The 20359-nt window shown below is 68.7% G+C and carries 20 protein-coding genes; 7 read left to right on the plus strand and 13 right to left on the minus strand.

The window, feature by feature from the left end; all coding sequences use genetic code 11:
• Nucleotides 1-6 precede the first annotated feature (6 nt).
• Nucleotides 7-1362 (minus strand): flavin monoamine oxidase family protein, encoded by a 1356-nt coding sequence (locus AC5Y4S_RS03190; protein ID WP_500029702.1) that lies wholly within the window; start codon nucleotides 1360-1362, stop codon nucleotides 7-9.
• Nucleotides 1363-1511: 149 nt separating this feature from the next.
• On the opposite strand from AC5Y4S_RS03190, the gene AC5Y4S_RS03195 reads away from it, so the two are divergent.
• The gene (locus tag AC5Y4S_RS03195; RefSeq protein WP_500029704.1) at nucleotides 1512-2441 is read left to right on the plus strand and encodes an alpha/beta fold hydrolase; all 930 of its coding nucleotides are present in this window, start codon (nucleotides 1512-1514) and stop codon (nucleotides 2439-2441) included.
• On the opposite strand, the gene AC5Y4S_RS03200 is transcribed toward AC5Y4S_RS03195, so the two are convergent.
• Nucleotides 2436-3782 carry a flavin monoamine oxidase family protein gene (locus AC5Y4S_RS03200; RefSeq protein WP_500029706.1) on the minus strand — a complete coding sequence of 449 codons (1347 nt, stop codon included), beginning with the start codon at nucleotides 3780-3782 and terminating at the stop codon, nucleotides 2436-2438. The two genes, AC5Y4S_RS03195 and AC5Y4S_RS03200, sit on opposite strands and share 6 nt — an antisense overlap.
• Before the next feature lie 80 nt (nucleotides 3783-3862).
• On the opposite strand from AC5Y4S_RS03200, the gene AC5Y4S_RS03205 reads away from it, so the two are divergent.
• From AC5Y4S_RS03205 to AC5Y4S_RS03215, 3 genes are all read left to right on the plus strand, one after another.
• A complete protein-coding gene (locus tag AC5Y4S_RS03205; protein WP_500029708.1) occupies nucleotides 3863-4840 on the plus strand; it encodes a TIGR03617 family F420-dependent LLM class oxidoreductase in 978 nt (325 codons plus the stop codon).
• 132 nt (nucleotides 4841-4972) lie between these two features.
• Nucleotides 4973-6211, plus strand: coding sequence for an MFS transporter (locus tag AC5Y4S_RS03210; RefSeq protein ID WP_500032102.1), 1239 nt, complete (start codon nucleotides 4973-4975; stop codon nucleotides 6209-6211).
• 4 nt (nucleotides 6212-6215) lie between these two features.
• Nucleotides 6216-7592 (plus strand): LLM class flavin-dependent oxidoreductase, encoded by a 1377-nt coding sequence (locus AC5Y4S_RS03215; protein ID WP_500029710.1) that lies wholly within the window; start codon nucleotides 6216-6218, stop codon nucleotides 7590-7592.
• A 32-nt stretch (nucleotides 7593-7624) separates the two neighbouring features.
• Here AC5Y4S_RS03215 and AC5Y4S_RS03220 read toward each other — a convergent pair whose 3' ends face one another.
• Nucleotides 7625-8740, minus strand: a complete 1116-nt coding sequence (locus AC5Y4S_RS03220; RefSeq protein ID WP_085187060.1) for an Rv3169 family protein — start codon at nucleotides 8738-8740, stop codon at nucleotides 7625-7627.
• Nucleotides 8740-9873 carry a phosphotransferase family protein gene (locus AC5Y4S_RS03225; RefSeq protein WP_500029713.1) on the minus strand — a complete coding sequence of 378 codons (1134 nt, stop codon included), beginning with the start codon at nucleotides 9871-9873 and terminating at the stop codon, nucleotides 8740-8742. Before AC5Y4S_RS03225 ends, AC5Y4S_RS03220 begins: the two co-directional genes overlap by 1 nt.
• 58 nt (nucleotides 9874-9931) lie before the next feature.
• Between AC5Y4S_RS03225 and AC5Y4S_RS03230 the strand changes: the two genes are divergently transcribed.
• Nucleotides 9932-10534, plus strand: coding sequence for a TetR/AcrR family transcriptional regulator (locus AC5Y4S_RS03230; RefSeq protein ID WP_500029715.1), 603 nt, complete (start codon nucleotides 9932-9934; stop codon nucleotides 10532-10534).
• Nucleotides 10531-11403 (plus strand): SDR family NAD(P)-dependent oxidoreductase, encoded by an 873-nt coding sequence (locus AC5Y4S_RS03235; RefSeq protein WP_500029717.1) that lies wholly within the window; start codon nucleotides 10531-10533, stop codon nucleotides 11401-11403. The genes AC5Y4S_RS03230 and AC5Y4S_RS03235 overlap by 4 nt, the downstream gene beginning before the upstream one ends.
• 106 nt (nucleotides 11404-11509) lie before the next feature.
• Here AC5Y4S_RS03235 and AC5Y4S_RS03240 read toward each other — a convergent pair whose 3' ends face one another.
• Nucleotides 11510-12115, minus strand: coding sequence for a class I SAM-dependent methyltransferase (locus AC5Y4S_RS03240; protein ID WP_500029719.1), 606 nt, complete (start codon nucleotides 12113-12115; stop codon nucleotides 11510-11512).
• Between the two features lie 103 nt (nucleotides 12116-12218).
• Here AC5Y4S_RS03240 and AC5Y4S_RS03245 point away from each other — a divergent pair, with 103 nt between their 5' ends.
• A complete protein-coding gene (locus tag AC5Y4S_RS03245) occupies nucleotides 12219-12560 on the plus strand; it encodes a hypothetical protein (RefSeq protein WP_500029721.1) in 342 nt (113 codons plus the stop codon).
• Nucleotides 12561-12564: 4 nt separating this feature from the next.
• Here AC5Y4S_RS03245 and AC5Y4S_RS03250 read toward each other — a convergent pair whose 3' ends face one another.
• Genes AC5Y4S_RS03250 through AC5Y4S_RS03285 form a run of 8 tightly spaced genes read right to left on the minus strand, consistent with a single transcriptional unit; the run spans nucleotide 12565 to nucleotide 20357 of the window.
• Nucleotides 12565-13338, minus strand: a complete 774-nt coding sequence (locus AC5Y4S_RS03250; protein ID WP_500029723.1) for a hypothetical protein — start codon at nucleotides 13336-13338, stop codon at nucleotides 12565-12567.
• A 10-nt stretch (nucleotides 13339-13348) separates the two neighbouring features.
• Nucleotides 13349-14077 carry a hypothetical protein gene (locus AC5Y4S_RS03255; RefSeq protein WP_500029725.1) on the minus strand — a complete coding sequence of 243 codons (729 nt, stop codon included), beginning with the start codon at nucleotides 14075-14077 and terminating at the stop codon, nucleotides 13349-13351.
• A 16-nt stretch (nucleotides 14078-14093) separates the two neighbouring features.
• Nucleotides 14094-15059: an MlaD family protein gene (locus AC5Y4S_RS03260; RefSeq protein WP_500029727.1), complete on the minus strand. Its 966-nt coding sequence runs from the start codon at nucleotides 15057-15059 to the stop codon at nucleotides 14094-14096.
• On the minus strand, nucleotides 15056-16117 hold the full coding sequence (locus tag AC5Y4S_RS03265) for an MlaD family protein (protein ID WP_500029729.1): 1062 nt from the start codon (nucleotides 16115-16117) through the stop codon (nucleotides 15056-15058). Before AC5Y4S_RS03265 ends, AC5Y4S_RS03260 begins: the two co-directional genes overlap by 4 nt.
• A complete protein-coding gene (locus AC5Y4S_RS03270; RefSeq protein ID WP_500029731.1) occupies nucleotides 16114-17271 on the minus strand; it encodes an MlaD family protein in 1158 nt (385 codons plus the stop codon). The genes AC5Y4S_RS03265 and AC5Y4S_RS03270 overlap by 4 nt, the downstream gene beginning before the upstream one ends.
• A gap of 1 nt (nucleotide 17272) precedes the next feature.
• Complete coding sequence (locus tag AC5Y4S_RS03275) at nucleotides 17273-18295, minus strand: MlaD family protein (RefSeq protein ID WP_500032104.1); 1023 nt, start codon at nucleotides 18293-18295, stop codon at nucleotides 17273-17275.
• Nucleotides 18295-19305 carry an MlaD family protein gene (locus AC5Y4S_RS03280; RefSeq protein ID WP_500029733.1) on the minus strand — a complete coding sequence of 337 codons (1011 nt, stop codon included), beginning with the start codon at nucleotides 19303-19305 and terminating at the stop codon, nucleotides 18295-18297. Before AC5Y4S_RS03280 ends, AC5Y4S_RS03275 begins: the two co-directional genes overlap by 1 nt.
• On the minus strand, nucleotides 19302-20357 hold the full coding sequence (locus AC5Y4S_RS03285) for an MlaD family protein (protein ID WP_500029735.1): 1056 nt from the start codon (nucleotides 20355-20357) through the stop codon (nucleotides 19302-19304). Before AC5Y4S_RS03285 ends, AC5Y4S_RS03280 begins: the two co-directional genes overlap by 4 nt.
• Nucleotides 20358-20359 lie beyond the last annotated feature (2 nt).

The following is a 20359-nucleotide window of genomic DNA, read 5'->3' on the forward strand; positions in this document are numbered from 1 at the left end:
CCGCCCTCACCCGCTCAGCCGGTGCATCACTTGGCCCGCGGCGTACCGCCCACTGACCATGGCGCCGGTCACGGTGGCCGGATTGTTGACGCCGACGGCCTCACCCGCCAGGTACAGCCGATCGCCGATCGGCTCGGCCAGCCGGCGCCGATCGGCGAGACCGGAACCGGGCGCATGAAACGAATACGAGCCGAGCGCGTAGGGGTCGACGCTCCAATTCGACGTCCGCACGTCGACCGCGGCGCCGTCACCGCCGAACAGCTGGCGGGCGATCGGCAGCGAGCTGGCGATGAGGTCGCCCGGCACGGCCGACTCCGCCCACCGGCCACGCTCACCGGCGTTGAAAGCCAACACGATTGGGCCCGCTCCGCTCGGCAGCGTGAACCATTGTGACCACGCGCCCGGCTCGCTGCCGATGTACTGGTAGAAGGCGTTCTCTACGTCCCACGTTCGCCGGGCGAAGCGAAAGTAGCTCTTGGACAGCACGCCGAATCCCAGCGCCTGCACGGCCTTTCGATGCTCGTCCGGAAGGGGCGGTTCGAAGGTGATCGCGCCGGACTTGAGGACTCCCAGGGGCACGGTGACGATCGCGGCGGGCCCCTCGAACGACCGGTCGCCGGCCCGCACGACGACGGAGCTGTCGCGGCGCGCGATCGCAGTGACCGGCGTCTTGAGTTCGATCCGGAGGCCCTCGGCAAGCAGCCGGGGCAGGGCGTCGTAGCCGTTGGTGATCACGTCCTGGTCGCCGTCGGCGTACTCGCCGCGGTCAAAGGTCTTGGCGGACAATTGATCCACGCCGGCGGCGTATTCGTTCTCGATCTCGGAGGTAAGGTAGAAAGCCAATTGGGCCCGGTCGGAATCGGCAAGCTCGGCGCGGGTCGCCGCGGCGTCGACCGCGGCGCCCAGACTCCCGTCGTCGACGCGGCCGCGCGCCCGCTTCACGAAGGTGCGCCAGGTTTGCGGGTCGTAGGCCAGCGGGGGGAGCCGCGGATCGACGGCCAGCTTCGCCCATCCGTAGTAATCGGTGGGTGCGAGCTGCGCGCGCGCCTTTTGCGCCAGCTCCATCACCGGATTGTCCGTGGTGCCATGGATCCAGGACGCGCCCATCTCGAGCGGTGCGCCCCAGCCCCGGTCGGTGTACACCCGGCCGCCGATGCGGTCGCGGGCCTCGATGACGCGCACCGGCCATCCCGCGTCGGCCAGGCTGCGGGCGGCGGACAGGCCGGCCATGCCGGCGCCGACGACCAGCACGGCCTTGCTGTCCGGCGTGGGCGGCGGGCCCGAGCCACAGCCGGCCGCCAGCCCGCTGCCCACGAGGCTGGTCGTGGCCGCGAAGAACTCCCGACGGGACATCGGGTTCACGGCTGTCAGCGTCTCACAAGTTGTTGCACGATCGTGCCCGAAATCGCCGCGTGTAATGGGCCGTTTTCAGCAGTTCGTCGTTGAGGTGGGGCTACACTTCGCCTACGTCCAGAACTGGCGATGGGGCCGTGTTCGAAGGGGGAACGGCGATGAGTGCCGAGCTGCCACCAAGCCGCACCCTGAATGTGCGAGCGGCCGACGGGACCGCGCTGCACGCCGAGGTTTTCGGCCCGCCCGACGGCTATCCGATCGTCTTGACGCACGGGATCACGTGCGCGATCCGCGCCTGGGCCCACCAGATCGCCGACCTGGCGACCGAATACCGGGTCATCGCGTTCGACCATCGCGGCCACGGGCGCAGCGGCGTTCCCCGGCGCGGCGGCTACAGCCTCGAACACCTTGCGGCCGACCTGGATTCGGTACTCGAGGCGACGCTGGCGCCGCGCGAGCGGGCGGTGCTGGCGGGGCATTCGATGGGGGGCATCGCCATCGCCGCGTGGTCGGCGCACTACCGCGACAAGGTCCGCCGGCGCGCCGACGCCGTGGCGCTGATCAACACCACCACCGGGGACCTGGTGCGACAGGTGAGACTGCTGTCGGTGCCGCGCGAACTCTCAGCGGCAAGGGTTTTGGCGGCCCGCGGGCTGATCACCGCTTTCGGCGGGTTCCCCGTGCCGGCCGCGGCCCGGATCCCGAGCCGCTACGTGGTTGCGATGCTGGCCGTCGCCAAGGACGCCGACCCGGACGCCGCGCGCGTCGTCTACGAGCTGTTCGCGCAGACCTCGCCCGCCGGGCGCGGCGGCTGCGCCAAGATGCTCGTCGACGCGCTGGGGTCGCGGCATCTCGAATTGGACGGGCTGACCGTGCCGACCCTGGTGATCGGCAGCGAGCGCGACCGCCTGACGCCGATCGGCCAGTCCCGCAGGATCGCGCGCACCGCGCCCAACGTCGTCGGCCTGGTCGAGCTGCCCGGCGGCCACTGCTCGATGCTCGAACAGCCGCGCGAGGTGAACCGCCACCTGCGGGCCCTGGTGGAATCGGTGACCCAGGACGCGCGGGTGCGCCGGATCAGCTCATAGTAGGGCGGCGATCTCGGCGGCCGCCCGCTGTCCGGACCGGACGGCGCCGTCGAGGAATCCGGTCCACTCGTCGGCCGTCTCGGTGCCGGCCCAGTGAATCGGCCCGACCGGCGCGCGCAACCACGGCCCGAACCGCGTCCACGAGCCGGGCGGCACCGCCGCGGTCGGACCGCCCGGCGCGAAATCCTCTGCGCCCCAACGCTGATCGACGTAGTCGAGGGGTTTGAGCGCGTCGTCGCCGAACAACGACGCGAAACAACGCAACGTGTCGCGGCGGCGCTGCTCGGTGGGCAGCGAGTCGAACGCGCGGGCATCGACGAAGCCCATCAGGATGCCCGGGCCGTCGGGGTGCGGGCTGACGTCGAAGGTGATGAACACCGGGCCCTGGTCGGACAGCGCCTGCCCGGAAAACCCGTCGGCGCGCCAGAACGGCGTTTCGTAGGCCGCGTACGCCTTGCTGAGCCGGCCCTGCGGCCAGTTTGCGGCGAGCTGCTCGTATTCGGCGGGCAGCGGGGGAGCGAACTCGATCGACGCGCGATGGGCCGGCGGGATCGCGACGATGACGAACCCGGCCTCGGCCGAGCCGACGTCGGTCGTGACGGTGACCCCGGCCCCGTGCCGCTCGATCCGCCGCACCGGGGCGCCCAGCACCACGCGCGCGCCGAGTTCGGCGGCGGCGGCCTCGGCGATCTGCTGGGTGCCGCCCGGGAAACGATCCTGCTGGGCGCCGTTTTCGACGTCGAGCAGCGGGTCCAGCCCGCCGGCCGCGTGCACGTAGCGCGCGGCGTGCAGCATCGACACCTCGTCGGGTTCGCACCCCCACGTCACCCGGGCCACGATGGCCATCAGGTCGTGCGAGGACGCCGACGCGCGCACCGAGCGCAACCATTGGCCCAGCGACATGGCGTCCAGCTCGCTGGCGCGGCGGGCGTCCCAGGGCGCCGCCACCGGCACGCTGCGCGCGATCCGCTCGAATTGCCAACGCAGCCGGCCGATGTCGAGCAGTCCGGTCAGCGACACGCGCGGGATGGTGCCGCGGTAGGGGCGCGCCCAGCCGCGCCAGTGGATCACGTTCTTGCCGTCGTGGTGGGTGGGAGTGGTTGGCACCTCGAGCTCGGCCGCCAGCGCCAGGACGGCGGTTTGGGTCGGGCCGACGAAAGTGCCGCCCAGATCGGCGGGCAGCCCGGCGACGCTGCCGGTGTACGAGCGGCCGCCGACCCGCTCCCGTCCCTCGAACACGAGGACGTCGTGGCCCTGCCTCGTCAGCTCGCGCGCGGCGGACAACCCGGCAAATCCGGCACCGACCACGACGACGTCGACGACCGGCGGCGGCTTTGTCACGCCGTCTAGTCAACAGCATTTTGACGATTTCGTAGGATAAATTTCCATTGCCGGTCTAAGTACGCGCTCAAGGTGGGCAAATGAGGGTCTTCACGGCGTTGTACGGGCCGGTCGAGGCGGCCGGGCGCGCCCGGGCGCTGCGCGACGCCGGGGCCAGCGGTGTCGCCACGTTCGAGGGTCAGCACGACGTGTTCGCCCCGCTGACGCTGGCCGCCACGGTGGGCGGCCTGGACCTGATGACCAATGTGGCCATCGCGTTTCCGCGCAACCCGATCCACCTGGCACACCAGGCCAACGATCACCAGCTGCTGAGCGGCGGGCGATTCTTTCTCGGCCTGGGCACCCAGATTCGTCCGCAGATCGAGAAGCGATTCGGCGCGCAGTTCGACCAGCCGGTGGCCCGCATGACCGAGTTGATCGCGGCCCTTCGCGCGATCTTCGAGGCCTGGAACACCGGCGGCCGCTTGGACTTTCGCGGCGAGTACTACCGGCACACCCTGATGACGCCGACGTTCAGCCCCGGCCCGAATCCATACGGTCCGCCGCCGATCTACGTCGGCGCGCTGGGGCCGCGGCTGACCCGCGCCACCGCCGAGCACGCCGACGGCCTGCTGGTGATGCCGTTCGGCACCAAGCGTTTCCTGCACGAGCACACGATGCCCGCGGTGCGCGACGGCCTACGGGCTTCCGGCCGGCGGCCCGAGGAGTTCGCCGTCATCCCCGAGATCATCGTGTCGGCCGGCTCGGATCACGCGGCCACCCGGCGGCTGCTGGCCTTCTACGGGTCCACCCCCGCCTACCGGCCGGTGCTGGCCGCCCACGGCTGGGAGGGCCTGCAGCCCGAGCTCAACGCGCTGTCCAAGCAGGGCCGCTGGGAGGAGATGGGCGGCCTCATCGACGACGACATACTGCACACCATCGCCGCCTGCGGGACGCCCAAGGAGATCGCCGGACACATCCGCGATCGCGTCGACGGCGTCTCGGACACCGTGTGCCTGTATCAGCCGTCGCCCATCGGGCTCGAAACGCTGTCGGAGATCGTCGACGCGCTGCGCTGACGTTCGCATCACGGCGACCGCAACCATACGCGGCCGACGACGCCTTGCCTATCCTGCCATCACGTGATCGTTACCGCCCCGCCCTTCGCCGCTGACACCAGACCGCCGCTGCGAGCCGTCGCCCTGGGCAGCATGATTGGCACCACGATCGAGTGGTACGACTTCTACCTGTACGCGACCGCGTCGGCGCTGGTGTTCAAACCGCTGTTCTTCCCTCATATTTCGCCGACGGCCGGTACTTTGGCCTCGTTCGCCACCTACGCCGCCGGATTCGGCGCCCGGCCGGTGGGCGCCGTCGTGTCGGGTCATTTCGGGGATCGGCTCGGGCGCAAGGCCGTCCTGGTGGGCGCGCTGCTGGTGATGGGCCTCGTCACCACCGCGATCGGGGTGCTGCCCACCTACGCCCAGGCCGGGCTGCTCGCGCCCGCGCTACTGGCGATTCTGCGTGTGCTGCAAGGGCTTGCCGTCGGCGCCGAGTGGGGTGGCGCGGCCGTGCTGTCGGTGGAGCACGCGCCGCCCGGCCGACGCGGTTTGTTCGGCAGCTTCACCCAGATCGGTTCACCGGCCGGCATGCTGCTGGCGACGTCTGTGTTCTTTGTGACCCGCAAGGCCACCGGTGCGGCCGCGTTCCTCGCCTACGGGTGGCGAATTCCCTTCTTGCTCAGCGTCTTTCTGGTCGCCGTCGGGCTGGTGGTGCGCCTCCGGCTCGCCGATGCCGAGTCCTTTGACCGCCTCAAACAGCGGGACGAGCTGGCGCGCCTGCCGGTTGTCGAGGTGGTGCGCACCGCGCCGCGAAATGTTCTGATCACCACGGGGTTGCGGCTGTCACAGATCGCTTTGTTCGTCTTGCTCACCACGTATTCACTTACCTATCTTCAGGATTCGTTCGGCAAGGGCAACGAAGTCGGGCTGGTCGCCGTGCTGATCTCGTCCGGCCTCGGGTTGTTCAGCACGCCGTGGTGGGCGTTCGTGTCGGACCGGGTCGGACGACGGCCGCCGTACATGTTCGGTGCGCTGGCCGGAGTGGCGGCCCTGGCGTTGTTCTTCGTGGCCGCGGCAACCGGGTCGGCCGTCGCTGTGGTGCTGGCGATCGTGTTCGGCGTCAATGTAGTTCACGACGCGATGTACGGTCCCCAGGCCGCCTGGTTCGCCGAATTGTTCGACACGCGGGTGCGTTACAGCGGCTCGTCGCTCGGTTACCAGATCGGCGCGGTGGTGTCGGGCGGCTTCGCACCGCTTATTGCTGCGTCGCTGTTGGCCGTCGGCGGGGGCAGGCCGTGGCTCATCGTCGCGTACTTCGCGGTATTGGCGGCGATCACGGTCGCGGCCGCCTACGCTGCTAAAGAGACCTACGCGGACGAAATCGATTGAGACGATGAGCAGGATCTTCCTGAATGCGTTCGACATGGCCTGCGTCGGGCACCAGTCTGCGGGGCTGTGGCGCCATCCCGAGGACCAGGGTTACCGGTACCGCGAGCTCGGCTATTGGACCGAGCTGGCCCGGGCGTTGGAAGCCGGGGGCTTCGACGCGTTGTTCCTGGCCGACGTGCTGGGCGTCTACGACGTGTACGGCGCTTCGCGCGACGCGGCGGTGATCGACGCCGCGCAGTTCCCCGTCAACGAGCCGACCGCGGCCGTTTCGGCCATGGCGGCGGTGACCGAGACGCTCGGGTTCGGGATCACGCTGTCGCTGACCTACGAGCAGCCGTACGCGCTGGCGCGGCGGCTCTCGACGCTGGATCACCTGACCGGCGGGAGGATGGCCTGGAACATCGTCACCTCATACCTGGACAGCGCCGCGCGCAACCTCGGGCTGGACACGCAGATCCCACACGATCAGCGCTACGAGATCGCCGACGAGTACGTCGAGGTGTGTTACAAGCTGTGGGAGGCGTCGTGGGAGCCCGACGCCGTGGTGCGCGACCCCCGGCGGGGAGTGTTCACCGACCCCGCGAAGGTGCACGACATCGGGCACAAGGGCCGCTATTTCACCGTCCCCGGTCCGTTCCTGTGCGAGCCGTCGCCGCAACGCACGCCGGTGCTGTTCCAGGCCGGCGCCTCGCCGCGCGGGGTGCGGTTCGCGGCGGCCCACGCCGAGGCGGTGTTCGTGTCGGGCCCGACGCCGGGGGTGGTCCGGGGCCCGGTACGGGCCTTGCGCGCCGCCGCGGCCGAACTCGGCCGGGATCCGCGGTCCATCAAGGTGTTCACCATGGTCACCCCGGTGGTCGCGGAGACGCACGAAAAGGCCGTCGCCAAGCTCGCCGATTACCGCCGGTTCGTCAGCCCGGCCGGTGCGATGGCGCTCTTCGGCGGCTGGACCGGGGTGGACCTCGCCGGGCTCGATCCCGACGAACCGCTGCGCTACGTCGAAACGGAAGCCAACCGATCCGCGCTGGCCTCGTTCACCACTGCCGCGCCGGACCGCACCTGGACCGTGCGGGAATTGGCCGAGGAGATCGGCATCGGCGGGCGGGGGCCCGTCCTGGTCGGCTCGCCGCGCGACGTGGCCGACGAGCTCGAGCGCTGGGTCGAGGAGGCCGACGTCGACGGCTTCAACGTGGCCTACGTGACGACCCCCGGCACGTTCGTCGACTTCGCGAAACATGTTGTGCCCGAACTGCGCCGGCGCGGGCGCGTCCCCGAGAGCCTGCCGCGTTCCACCTTGCGGGAACGGCTCGGCGGCGCCGGGCCCCTGTTGCCGGCCGAGCACCCCGGCGCCGGATACCGGCTCGGTCGATTACCCGACTCCTAACTCGCGCGGTCCCGGCGCTGGCCGTCGTCCGGCTACGGCGCGACCGTCAACCAGTCTTTAAAGCCCGACGGGTCGTGGCGGCCCAGCGCGCCGTGCTCGTAGAGCCCCCAGCCCTCCACCGGATCCCCGTCGCCGTCGCGGCAGACCGCGCGGCCCACGTGATCGATCACGCCGAAGCCGGACCGCGCGACGATGGCCGGATCGGTCATGTCGTAAGTCAGCCGCTCGACGAACTTTTCGCCCTTCCACATGCCGTGCAGCCAATCCGAATCGCCGCCGTAGCCGCCGCCGACGTGGATCGGCACGGGCAGCTTGGATTCCACGTCGAAGTGCACCGGGGTGCCGTCCGGCGCGGTCGCGTCGATGGTGGCCCCGGTCGGGATGCGGGTGCCCGAGCGGTAGTGGATTTTCACCCGCGGCCAGCCCAGTTGCTCGACGCGCCCGTCGCGCCACACCCGGGTGCAGTCGTTGAGCGAACGGAACCCGTTGGGCTCCTCCTGGATGATCAGCACGATCGCGAACTCGTCGAACGCCATCGGCACGTAGAGCCACCACATGCCCTCGAACGGCGGGTCGGCGGGCCGGCCCGCGGGCTCGGGCTCGCCGATCGGCCGGATGCCCCAGGACCGGTCGCGGCTGCCCAGCCAGGTCGCGGGGTCGACGGCGATCTCCTCGCCGTCGATGGCGATGCGCCCGCTCCAGGAACCGAGCTGGGCGAACCGCTGCGCGTCCAGTGTCACCCGGTTGCCGGAACGCATCAGGTGCGGCTGTTCCTGCACGACGTCGAACAGGCCCTGCCACGTGAGATCGGCTGCGATGCCCTCGGTTTCGTCGAGGACCAAACGCAGCTTGCGCAGCGGTTCGCTGACCTCGATGCGGTAGCCGTTGACGTTCTGGTTCAGCCGGTCCTGATCGATGGCGTCGGACAGGTGCACCGCCGTCTGCGTGTCCCCGCGCCGCACGAGGAAGAACGCGTCCTTGACGCCGAGGTTGGGGTAGTAGCCGATGCCGCTGATCACGAAGATGTCGCCGGTGCGGTCGTGGGCGTTGAAGTAGGAGCGGTCGTAGAAGTTGCGGTCCGAGGAACCGGCCCACGCGATCGGTTGGGGAACCTGATGTACCGGGAACTCGTCAAGCGGGCCAAGCATTACTGATCCTCTCCGATGAGGCGTCTCATCAATCCGGCGTGGTAGAACAGCGATTCGACATCGTCGGGCTTCTCGGTCTCGCCGAAGTGCACCCGGCGCGCGCCGGTGCGCATGAACACGCACGCCCACATCACCCCTGAGTAGGCGTAGAACCAGCGCAGGTCGCCCACTTCCACCCCGGTGAGTCGCCGATAGGTGGCGCGGACGTCGTCCTCGCGCATCACGTCGGGCAACCCGGGCAGCGTCGCTAGGCCCGCAAGCTCTTGAAACACCATGTGCGCATAGATCATCCACGCGATATCGAGCTCGCGCGGCCCCAGCGTCACCATCTCCCAGTCGAGCACCGCGACCGGCGCGAAGTCGCGGTACAGCACGTTGCCCACCCGCGCGTCGCCCCACAGCAGGACGGGCTCCGCCGCGGCGGCCTCGTCAGGCCAGTTGTCTTCCAGCCACGCGAAAGTGCGCTCCAGCAGCGGCGATCGGCCGATGTCGGGCACCGCGAAGTCGTACCACTCGCGGACCCAGTTGAAGTGCCGGCGCAGCGCCGTGTCGCCGTCTTGCGAGGAGAGGAACCCAAATGTCTTCTCGGCGTTGGGGATCGCGTGCAACTTGGCCAGCACGCCCACCGTGGCGTCCTGCAGTGCGCGCTGGCGTTCGGCGGGGGCGTCGGCGAACCAGTTGCCGCCGAACGTGTAGGGCATGACGTCGGGCGGCACCTCGCCCTCGACGTAATCCATCACGAAAAAGGGCGTGCCCAGGACGTCGCCGGTGGGCTCGAGCCAGCGCACGCGCGGGACGGGCACGTCGGTGATTTCGCCGACCTTGCGGATCACCTCGAATTGGTGGTCGAGCCGATACGTCGGGAAGACCTGCACGTCCTCGGCGGTCGGCGCCACCCGCGCCACCAGCCGCTGTTCGATCGGTTCGCCGTCCTGTTGCCAGCGTGCGGTCAAGATGATGGTTTCCGACGACATGCCGGTGGCGTCCACGCCGCTTTCGACCGTCACCTGCGGCTTTACCCCGCCCGGCAACACGGTCGACAGCCACTGCGACATCACCGCGGGCAGCTTTGTGACGTCCCGGCTGGAGCGCTGAAGTCGGTCGACTTTGTCCAGCACAGGTTCGTTCGACATAAGGTGCCTCCATTCTTCGAGACTTCCGTGAGGCAATTACGATACGGTAGGTAGCGTTATGAAAGCAGACCCGTCTTGCCTTGACAAGGCCCCGGGCGCCGGGCGGCCCCGGGACCCGCGCATCGATTCGGCCATCCTCACGGCGACCGCGGAACTGCTTGTGGAGATCGGCTATTCGAACCTCAGCCTCGCCGCGGTGGCCGAGCGCGCCGGGACCACCAAATCGGCGCTCTATCGCCGGTGGTCGAGCAAGGCGGAACTGGTGCACGAGGCGGCGTTTCCGACAGCACCCACCGCGCTGCAGGCCCCGGCCGGCGACATCGCCGCCGACGTGCGGATGATGATCGAGGCCACCCGCGACGTCTTCACCACGCCGGTGGTCCGCGCGGCCCTGCCCGGCCTGGTGGCCGACATGACCGCCGATCCCGCCCTGAACGCCCGGGTGATGTCGCGCTTCGCCGGTCTGTTCACCGCGGTGCGGGTGCGGCTGCGCGGGGCCATCGACCGGGGCGAGGCGCATCCCGACGTGGACCCGGACCGGTTGATCGAGCTGATCGGAGGGGCGACGATGCTGCGGATGTTGCTGCGCCCGGAGGAGCAGCTGGACGACACCTGGGTGGAGCAGACGACCGCCATCGTCGTGCACGGGGTGACAGGATGACGGGGCGACTGGCGGGACGGTCCGCGATCGTCACCGGCGCCAGCCGCGGGCTGGGCCGGGCGATCGCGCTGGCCCTGGCCGCGGAAGGCGCGGCGGTGGCCGTCGTCGGGCGCACCGAACAGGTGTGGGACGACCGGCTGCCCGGCACCATCGGCGAGACGGTCGCCGAGGTCGAGGGGGCCGGCGGGCGCGCCGTCGCGATCCGCGCCGACTTGACCGACCGCGACGACGTCGCGCGGCTGGTGGGCGAGGCGCGAGAGGCGTTGGGGCCCATCACGATTCTGGTCAACAACGCGGCCTTCACCGCGCCTGGCCGGCCACCGGTCCCCGGTTCGCCACCGCGCGCGAAACCGCCCAAGGCCGCCGGCGGCGGCGCCAAGCCCGGCTGGCCGGGGTTCGTCAGCACACCGTTGCAGGCGTTTCGCCGCCATTTCGACATCGCGGTGTTCGCCGCCTACGAGCTGATGCAACTGGTGTGTCCGGACATGTTCGACGCGGGCGGCGGCTCGATCATCAACATCACCTCGGTCGCGTCGCGGATGCCCGGGGACGGACCCTATCCCGACCGCAGCGGCGGCGTCCTGCCCGGTTACGGCGGATCCAAGGCGGCCCTCGAGCACCTCACCCAGTGCGCGGCGTACGACCTGGCCGACCACAGCATCGCGGTGAACGCGCTGTCGCCGTCGAAACCGATCCTCACGCCGGGCCTGGCGTATTACGCCAGCGGCTTTGTGGACACCGCCTCGGCCGATGAATTCTCCCGCGCCGCGGTCGAATTGGCGCTGGTGGATCCAGCCGTGGTCACCGGGCGCACGATCGGGCACCTGAACGTGCTCGACGGCAGCTTCGCCCCGTTCAGTCTGGGCTGATGTCGATCGGTTTTCGTCGAGATTGCCGTCATGGTCGTGATCGCGGCCGGATCACAGCCACCATCGCAATCTCGGCGCGGGGATGGCCCCCGAAGCCTGGCAGATACTAGACCGGCTTGATGGCCGTGACGCCGTTGATGATCAGCGCGTAGACGCGATGCCATTGCGGGGAACGAAACCCCGCGCGCAGTAGCAGCGCCGTGGCACGGCCTCGGGTACGGGCCTTGCCGCGCCGGCTGGTGGCCAGGGTCGGCAGCAGCCACAGCGAGAACTGGTCGACGAGCACCAGGTGACCGCCGGGGCGCAGCACCCGCGCGCATTCGACGAGCCCGGCCTGTTGATCGGTCCAGTGATCGAACGATGTCGTGCTGACGACGAGGTCGAAGCTGCGGTCGGGGTAGCCGAGCTCCTCGGCCACCCCGACGGTGAAGCTCAGTCGGTCGTCAGCCGCCAAAGCCGTTGCCGTAGCAATCATTTGCGGTGCGGCGTCGATGCCGCAAAGCTGCCGAGCGCCCGGGTAGCGACGACCGAGGGCGCGCAGCAGGTAGCCCGTCCCGCAGCCGACGTCCAGCACGCGGCCGGCGGACGCGGCGGTCGCCACCGCGAGGTCGGCGGTGCGTTCGGAAATCTCGTGGTGCAGCCGGCCGCGCCACCCGTTGTCGTACTCGGGCGCTCGGTCGTTGAACGCGGCCAGATCGCGGTGCGGCGGCACCGGCCCAGTGTCCCACGTAGATCCATGAAAGTGGCGACACAACGATCGGGGGAGTGCGAGGCTGAAGGCAATGCTCGAACGGTTAAGACGAATTCTTGTTCCGGTGGCGGTTGCCGCGGTCACCATTTGCCCGCCGGCATCCGCCTCCGGTGACGGGGAGTGCGGCGTCGTCCTGCCGGTCGCCGATCGGCTCGAGAAGGTCCTCGACCTGGTTTCGCCTTCCGGGACACCGCCCTACGTGGCGGGCCAGATACGAAACGCCCTGTCGCCGCTCAACGGCTTGCGCGGTCCGGCCGCGGTCGACCTGCGGCTTCGATCGGACATGCTGGCGGCGCAGATCGACGCCAGCGACCCCTACCGACCGGCGAGCCCGGAACTACTCGCCGGCGATCTCGTCCAGGCGCGACAGCAGCTGGCGGCCTCCCGCGCGGCGTGCGCCCCCTGAGACGTCATTGCTGCCCGCGGCGCCAGCGCCGGATGTCGAGGCGCTCGGCGCCCGGCCAGATGGCCATGGCGGCCGGCGACGCGCAGAACGTTTCCTCCGCCTGGCGCAGGCTCATGTCGACCGCGTGCAGGCCGTCCTCCTGGTGGGCGCGGCAGATGACGGTCAGGACCCGGTGGGTGTCGGGGTCGACTTGCTCGGCCTCGATGGTCAACACGACGACCAGCGTGTAGCCGGCTCCCGTCGGCAGATAGAAGGTCAGGTCTCGGCTGTCCAGCGCCCCGGCGTTGGTCACCAGGTAGCCGTCGCCGCTGGGATACGCGGCCTGCGCGACCATCTGGGTGCGTTCAAAATGCAGCCGGTCGCCCGGCGCCCGCCACACCGTGAATCGGGTATTCGGGCTGCCGTTGAACGGGTGTCGCGCGATCGGGATGATCAGCTCGTCGCGCCCGTCGCCGTCGATGTCCTCCAACCCGACGCCGCCCGGACTGGACGGCTCCAACAGCTCGTCGATCGTCTGCACCACCTCGCCCGACGCGTCGGTCACGACGACCTTGACCGCGCGGGGCCCGGGCAGCTCGGGCACGGTCCAGTAGGTGACCGCGAAATCCAGCGCGCCGGAATGCATTCGGCAGTCCGTGTGTGGCGACACCGCGCTCGGCGCGATCACCGCGGCCGTCTGCGGGCACGAAGGCAACGACGTGTCGGCGGACGCGATCGGGCACACGGTGCCCGCGGTCGCCATCGTCACGATCGCGCCCAGCAGGGCCAGCCGCCGCACGGGTGCGCGCCTACCGTTTCGGTGTCGGCTTAGCCGGAGCCGGAGCCGGGGCCGGAGCGGGAGCGGCCGGGGGAGGCGGCTCGGGCGCCGGGAGCTGCTGCTCGATCGGCGGGCGGGCGCCGGCCTTGGGGCCGATGTCGGCGACCTGCCAGGCATTGCCCACCCTGTTCACCGTGACCTGCAGCAGGATGATCGACACCTTCGGCGTCGGGTTTTGCAGGTTGCGGGTGGTCTGATGGGCCGACACCACCACCTGGTAAACCCCACCGGGCTGAGCCACCGGGTCCGTGGCCAGCACCTCACCGGTGGAGGTGACCTGCGCCTGCAGCATGATGCTCTTCAGCAGGTCGGAGGCGTTGACGTATTTGTCCTTAAGTTGTTGCGACACACCGTCTTCAACCGAACGGAAGAAGGCGTCCGGGTCTTCGAAGCTGTAGGTCAGCGACTTCAGCGCATAGTCCTTGGCCAGCTGTGCCGCGGCGTCGCGGTCGGCCTGCTGCTGACGCAGCTGTGCGAGCTGGCCGGTCACCTGGTGGTACTTGATGAACCCGAACACCCCACCGGCGAGCACCGCCGCCGAGACAACGGCCGCCCCCCATCGCCTCGAGATCTTCGGCCGGAACCTTGAAAATCGTCGGGGCGGCGCGTCGGCCTCGTCGGTCTCTTCTGCGCCGTCGTCGGGCGCCGTGGGCTCGGTGTCGTCCACGGCTTCATCTTTGTCGACAGTTGAGTTGGTCATGTCCGTTCTTTCTTGATCATTGGTGCCATGCCGGGACGTTCAGTTGAACCCGCATGCCGCCGGTGTCGTTGAAGGTCGATTCCCAGAAGTCGAGCCAATGCCCGGCGTCGACCTTGACGTCGTGCAGCGGTGCGAGCGCGGGTTCCAGCACGGTGGCGAAGGTGCTCAGCGGACCGGCCAGCATGTCGATGTACTGGCTCATCTTGCCCACCAGAATGCCGGCCGGGTCGTCGGGGCCCACCACGCCGACGCCGGTGTGCGAAAGGGTTTCGAATTCGTGGACCATCCGCAGGAACGCCGGCACCGAACGCGGCAGCAGCTTTCCCGTCTCGCTGATCACCTCGCCGGCGTTGATGTCACCCAGGTTGGTGGTCATCGTCGAGACGTTCGCGAACAGGGTGGCCATCAACTGCTTGTCGTCGTGGATCACCTTGGCCGTCAACCCCGCCGTGGTGGCAAGGGAATCGAGGGTGGCGTCGTTGCCGGCGAACGCGGCGGCGACGTTGCTGATGATGGTGCGTACCTGGTCGAGGTTGAGCGCCGAGACCAGGGCATTGACCTTGGTGAGCAAGTCGGCGCCGGTAACCATCGGCGCGACGCGGTCCGGCGGGATCACCGCCCCGTCGGCGAAGTACGGCGGCGCAATGAGTTTCGGTTTGAAGTCGATGTACTGCTCGCCGGCCGCGGAGAGGTTTTCCACGCTGATCGGGCTGTCGGCGGGCACCGGGTGTTCGCGGTCGAGGTCGATCGAGACCGCCAGCCCGGTCGCGGTGGTCTGGATGCCGGTCACCCGCCCGACTTTGATGCCGCGCATCGTGACTTCCGATGTGGGCATCAGGCCACCGGAAGTGTTGAGCAGCAAGGTGAGTCGGGTGACCTGTTTCGTCGGGCCGATGTCGAGCACGCCGATCGACATGTAGGCCGCGCCGAGCAGCGTCATCACCGCCAGGATGGCCAGCGTGACGCCGGCATTGAACTTCATGGCAGCATTCCCATCGTCTGCATCGCCGAGACCGCCGCGTCAGCCTTGTCGGCGGGATCGACGCCCTCGTGTCCGGTGGGTGGATGGAGTTCGGAGACAATGTATTTCGGCCCGCCGTTGCGGAAAAATCCGAGAAGCTTGTAGTGCAAGAACGCGATCAGCTTGTCGGCCAGCACCGGAATGGTGGTGTCGAGGGTCGCCACGGTTCCGACCAATGGCGTGATGTAGGAGAGCATTTGCATCATGTCCCCGGCGACCGGGTTGAGGATCTGCCCGCCGAGGTCGCCGATTTCTCTGGAGTCCCCGACGACGTTCAGGATGGCCAGGGTGATCGCCGACAGCCCTTGGAGCTTGGGCGGGCCTTCGGTGACGAGCCGGTTGAACACCGTGGTGTTGGCGGCCACGTTGGTGGTGATGTTGTCCATGCTGGACAGGATTCCGTCGATGGTGTCCTGGTTGGCGGCCAGGTCGTTGAGCACGCCGGCGACGGTCTGCTGGGCCCGCGTCAGCTCGGCGGGATCCTTGGGGAACGCGTGGTTGAGGTTCACCACGGTGCTTTGCAGGGTGCCGATCGCGCCGCCGGCCACCAGGTTCGACACCGAGCGCAGCACGTCTTCGACGTTGTCGGCCGGCGCGGTGTTGCGCAACGGAATTGTGTCGCCGTCACGCAAGAGTGCCACCGATCGGTCCCCGGATCGATCCTCGGCCCGATCCGCCGGCGGCAGCAGCGCGATGTAGATGTCCCCGAGCGGGGTGGCCTGGCGCAGTTCGGCACGGGTATTGGCGGGAAGCCTGCTGTCGCCGGCGATATCGACGTAGGCGACCGCCGTGGTGGCGTCGAGCTGGACGTGGTCGAGCACACCGATCTGGATCCCACCGAAGTCCACCTTGGCGCGGGCGGGCAGGTTGAGCACGCTGGAGAACTGGATCTTGACCCGGTAGGAGTGTTCGGGGCTGTAGGCGCCCGGGACGGGCAGCCGCGTCGGATCCAGCGAACATGCCGCGGTCAGGCCGATCGTCAGCAGGGCCACCAGTACGCGCATCGATCGTCTGCTCATGACAGCGCGGCCCCCAGGATGAGATCGGTCAGGCCGAGGGTGACCGGATCCGACGCGGTGCGCGACGCGCACGCCGCCGCGGCACCGGGGACATTGCGTTTCCGCAGCCCCTCGCAGATGGCGCCGGCCTGCGACGGCGAAATCGCCACCTGCGGCGGGATATACGTGACGTTGTGGGTTCCCCACGCCGGCTCGTAGATGTCGCTGATCCAGTGGCTGAACTGCGGCCACGAGTTGATCATCGCGAGGATGGCCGGGGTGTGCCGGTTCAGCATGTCCCGCAGCCAGGTGATCGCCTTGTCCAGCTTCTGATAGAGCCGCGGCCCCCACCGGTCCAGCGCCTCGACCAGGATCGGCAGCAGGTGCGACATGTGGCTCAGGGCCGCGCCGAAGTTGTCCGAGAGGCCCTCGATCAATTCGGTGGTGGTCGGCAGCATCCGGACGAACGAGGCGAAGCTGTCCCAGTTTTTGAGAAAGTCGGAGGTGAGGATCTCGCTGTTCTCGAACAGCTGCCGGTAGTCGGCGTCGGCCTTATACGGGTCGGCCAGCATCGTGACCAGGTTGCCGAGCGTCTGGTTGAGTCCGGGGCCGGTGCCGTCCAGCGAGCGGCTGAACGCCCGCAGGCTGTCGTTGATGGCCTGTACACCCGGCGACTTCGATGGGTCCTGGCCCGGTTGGGGACCCATGATGGTGTCGGCGAGCTTGCCTACGGCGGAGAAGGTTTCGCTGACACTGATCGGCGTTTTGGTGGACTTCAGCTTGATGCAGCCCGGGCCGGTGAATTTCGGGCCCCCGGTGTAGGGCTTGGTCAGTTCGATATGGCGGTCGGTGACAATCGATTGCGAGTAGGTGACCGCCCCGACGTCGGCCGGCAGGTCGAGGTCGGTGGGGACGGTGAAGTCGACCTCGACGTGGTCGGCCTTGTTGACGATCGCGGTCGTCGAGCCGACCTCGATACCCAGCAGCGCCACCTTGTTGCCCGGGTACAGCCCTACCGCGTCGGTGAATTCGGCGCACATCGCGCGGCTGTGGCCCGGTGCGAGGAGCTTGGCGCCGATCACCGCCGCGGCCGCGACCGCCGCGACGACGGCCAGCACCGCTGCGATCCCCAGTGGGGACCGCAGCCGCGAGCCGAGCGCCGAAATCCGGGCCACCTCAACAGTTCCTCATGATGTTGGGTAGACACAGATCCTGCCCGGGCACCAGCCGGTTGTGTTTGTCGAAGACGACCCCGTTCCCGCTGAGCATCGGCCCCACGATGTTGAGGGTCTGACCCAGGTTCTCGAGCGCCTGGCCGATGCGCTCGGGGTGGGCGCCCAGCGTTTCGCTGATGTCGTCGAGCCCGTTGACGACCGGCGCGACCTCCCGGCCCCAGAACACCGTGATGCGGTCCATGATGCGAGCCAATTCGGATAACAGGCCGAAGAATTCGATGATGTCGACCGACCTCGAGGTGTAGGCCTGGCCGAGGATGTCGAGCTGCTCGAACAGCGTGATGAGCTGCTTACGCTCGGCGACCGTGGCGCGCAGGCCGTTGTTGACGAAGTCCAGACCGCGATGGAAGTCGGCCGTCGTCTTGCTCAACGACGCGGTCAGCGCGTTGGCCGACCGGAGCAGGTCGCGCACCGCGTCGGGATACCTGTTGGCCGCGTTGGCCACCTCGGTGAAGGTGTCGTGGATGACCTGGCCGTCGACTTGCTTGATCAGGGGCGTCGCCGCCTGGATGATGTCGTTGGCCTCGAACGGCAGCGTGACGCGTTGCGGCGGAATCACCTTGCGGCCCAGCGGCAAACCGCCCTTCGGGTCGAGCGCCACATAGTGGCCGCCCAACGGGGTCAGCAGCTTGATGTCCAGGGTGGATTCCGAGCCGACCACCACCGATTGCTCGATGTCGAACTTCATCTCGACGACGGCGCCGGCGAGCCGAACGCCGGTCACCTTCCCGACCGGGATGCCCGCGATCCGAACCTGGTCGCCGGCGCGCACGCCGCCGGAGTTGGGCAGGTGTGCGGTGTAGCCGGTCTGGCCGGTGGGATTTAGGTAGGCCATCGCGGTCGCGGCCAACGCCGCGACGATGACGACGACGCCCACGATGCCGTTGCGGCGATTGCGGACGGCGGCCGCGCGCTCGTCGAGCACGGGGCGCCGCCGTCCCGTCCCCTTGTCGCCGAACACCATTACCGGCACACCACCAAGTTCTGTTGCGCGAACGACACCTGCCCGATCCCGGGCAGCGTCACTTCGCCGTGCGAGCAGTTAAACGTTGGCGTGGCGGGCTTTTCGTCGGCCAGCCAGTCCCGCATGCCCTGGATCAGCGACGGCGCCAGCGACAGGCCCGCGATGATCGTCGCGGTCTGCGGCCACATCCGGCTGAACAGGTCGTACAGCGGGACCGTGGTCCCGTCGAAGATGCGCTCGAAGTACTGCAGGAAATGGGTGGTGTTCCGCAGGACGGGCAGTCCGGCTTCCATCGCCTGACTGAACTCCTCGCCCTTGGAGGCGAACTTCGTCACCACGTCGTTGAGCGTGGCGATGAGGTGGAACAGTTGTTGCGATTTGCCGCCCAGGTCGGCCGAGATCGCGCTGAGGTTGCGCAGCACGCCGGCGATGACCGCCTGCCGGTCCACGGCCAGCTTGGAAATGACGTCGAGGTCATGCAGGAAGGGGCCGATGCCGTTTTCGTCGCCCTGGATCAGCCGCAGCAGGTTCTCGCCCAACTGATTGAACTGGGCCGGGTCCAGGGTTTGGAAGATCGGCCGAAACCCGTTGAACAGCTTGGCAACATCGAACGAGGGGATCGTCTGCGCCAGCGCGATGGTCCCCCCCGCCGGCAGCCGTTGGTCCGGCTTGGCGGCCTGGACGAGTTCGACGTAGCGCTGACCGAGCAGGGTTTGATAGCGCACCGCGGCGACGGTGTTGGCGAACACCGGGTGATCGTTTTGCGCGGTGAAATCGACCTTGGCGATCCGCCCGTCGAGCCGGATGGTTTCCACCTTGCCGACCTGCACACCGGAAATGCGGACGTCGTCGCCGACGTAGAGCCCCGACACGTCGGAGAACGCGGCGGTGTAGCGGGAGACCGCCCCGGTGACCGGGGAACGCAAGGCGGTCAACACGATCAGCGTGCACACCACCGCGACCGCGGTGAAGATCGTCAGCCACACCACCGATTTGGTGACACTTCTCATCGGCCACCCCGCTGCGGCGGCGCCGCGGGCGCAGGGGCCGGCAGGGCCGCCGCCAGCCCCGGCATCGTGTCGAGGGTGACCTCGATCTGCATGCGGACCTTGCCGTCGATGATGGGGAACGCCGCGCTGGTGCGGTCCAGCAGACCCGAGAGCCGGTCATAGACCGGCGCCATGCTGCCCTGCATGTACGAGAGCGGCAGCAAGACGTCGGTCGTCGCGCGCATGAACGGGGCCAGCCACGTGACGTTCTTGACGATCATCTTGTCGCTGGTGAAGAGCAGCTTTGCGGTCTGGTCCAGGATCACGTTCATGCGGTCGACCCCGTCGGGGTGCGCCAGGAATTCCATCCCGTTGAGCAGGTCGTAGGCCAGGCCGATGAGGGGGATGGAGTCGCTGGCGCCGTTGACCACCGAGGCGAACACCGAAAGCGACTGCGAGAACGGCACTTTCTGGGAGTCGACGAGCATCTTGACCAGATCGAAGTACGACCGGGTGACCGGCTCGGTCAGGTCGGCGTGCCGGCGCACCACCTCGATGATGTGGTCGACATCGGGAGAGTCCGCGATCCGGCCGAGTTTTTGGCCCTGACGCAGCAGCCCGGTGATGGAGGCCGACCGCGCGTTGGCGCCGATCAACAGCGTCTGGTTCGGCCGCAGCCGGGGGCCGGCGCCGCTGCTGACCAGTTCGACCGCCGCGAGGCCAAAAGTGTTCGACGACATGAAATTCGCCGTCGTGTCCGCGGCCAGTGCCCTGGCTTGCCGCGGCTCGAGTTCCACCGTGATCTTCTGCCTGTTATATCCGACCGATTGCAGCGTCTTCACCGATCCGATCGTCAGGCCGCGGAACTTGACCTCCGCGCCCGGCGTCAGGCCCTCACCGATCGAATCGGCCACCACCGTCAGCGTGAACGTGTCGGCGTAGGTGCCGGTGCCCAGCTGATAGAGCGCGACGCCCGCGATCGCCAGCGCTATGGCGGAGATCAGTCCACGGATCCGCAACGAGCGCGAGCTGGGCGCCCGCGCTCCCTGATCCGCACCCGGCAGTGTCGCCATGG

It is taken from the genome of Mycobacterium sp. NGS64, from assembly GCF_059812245.1.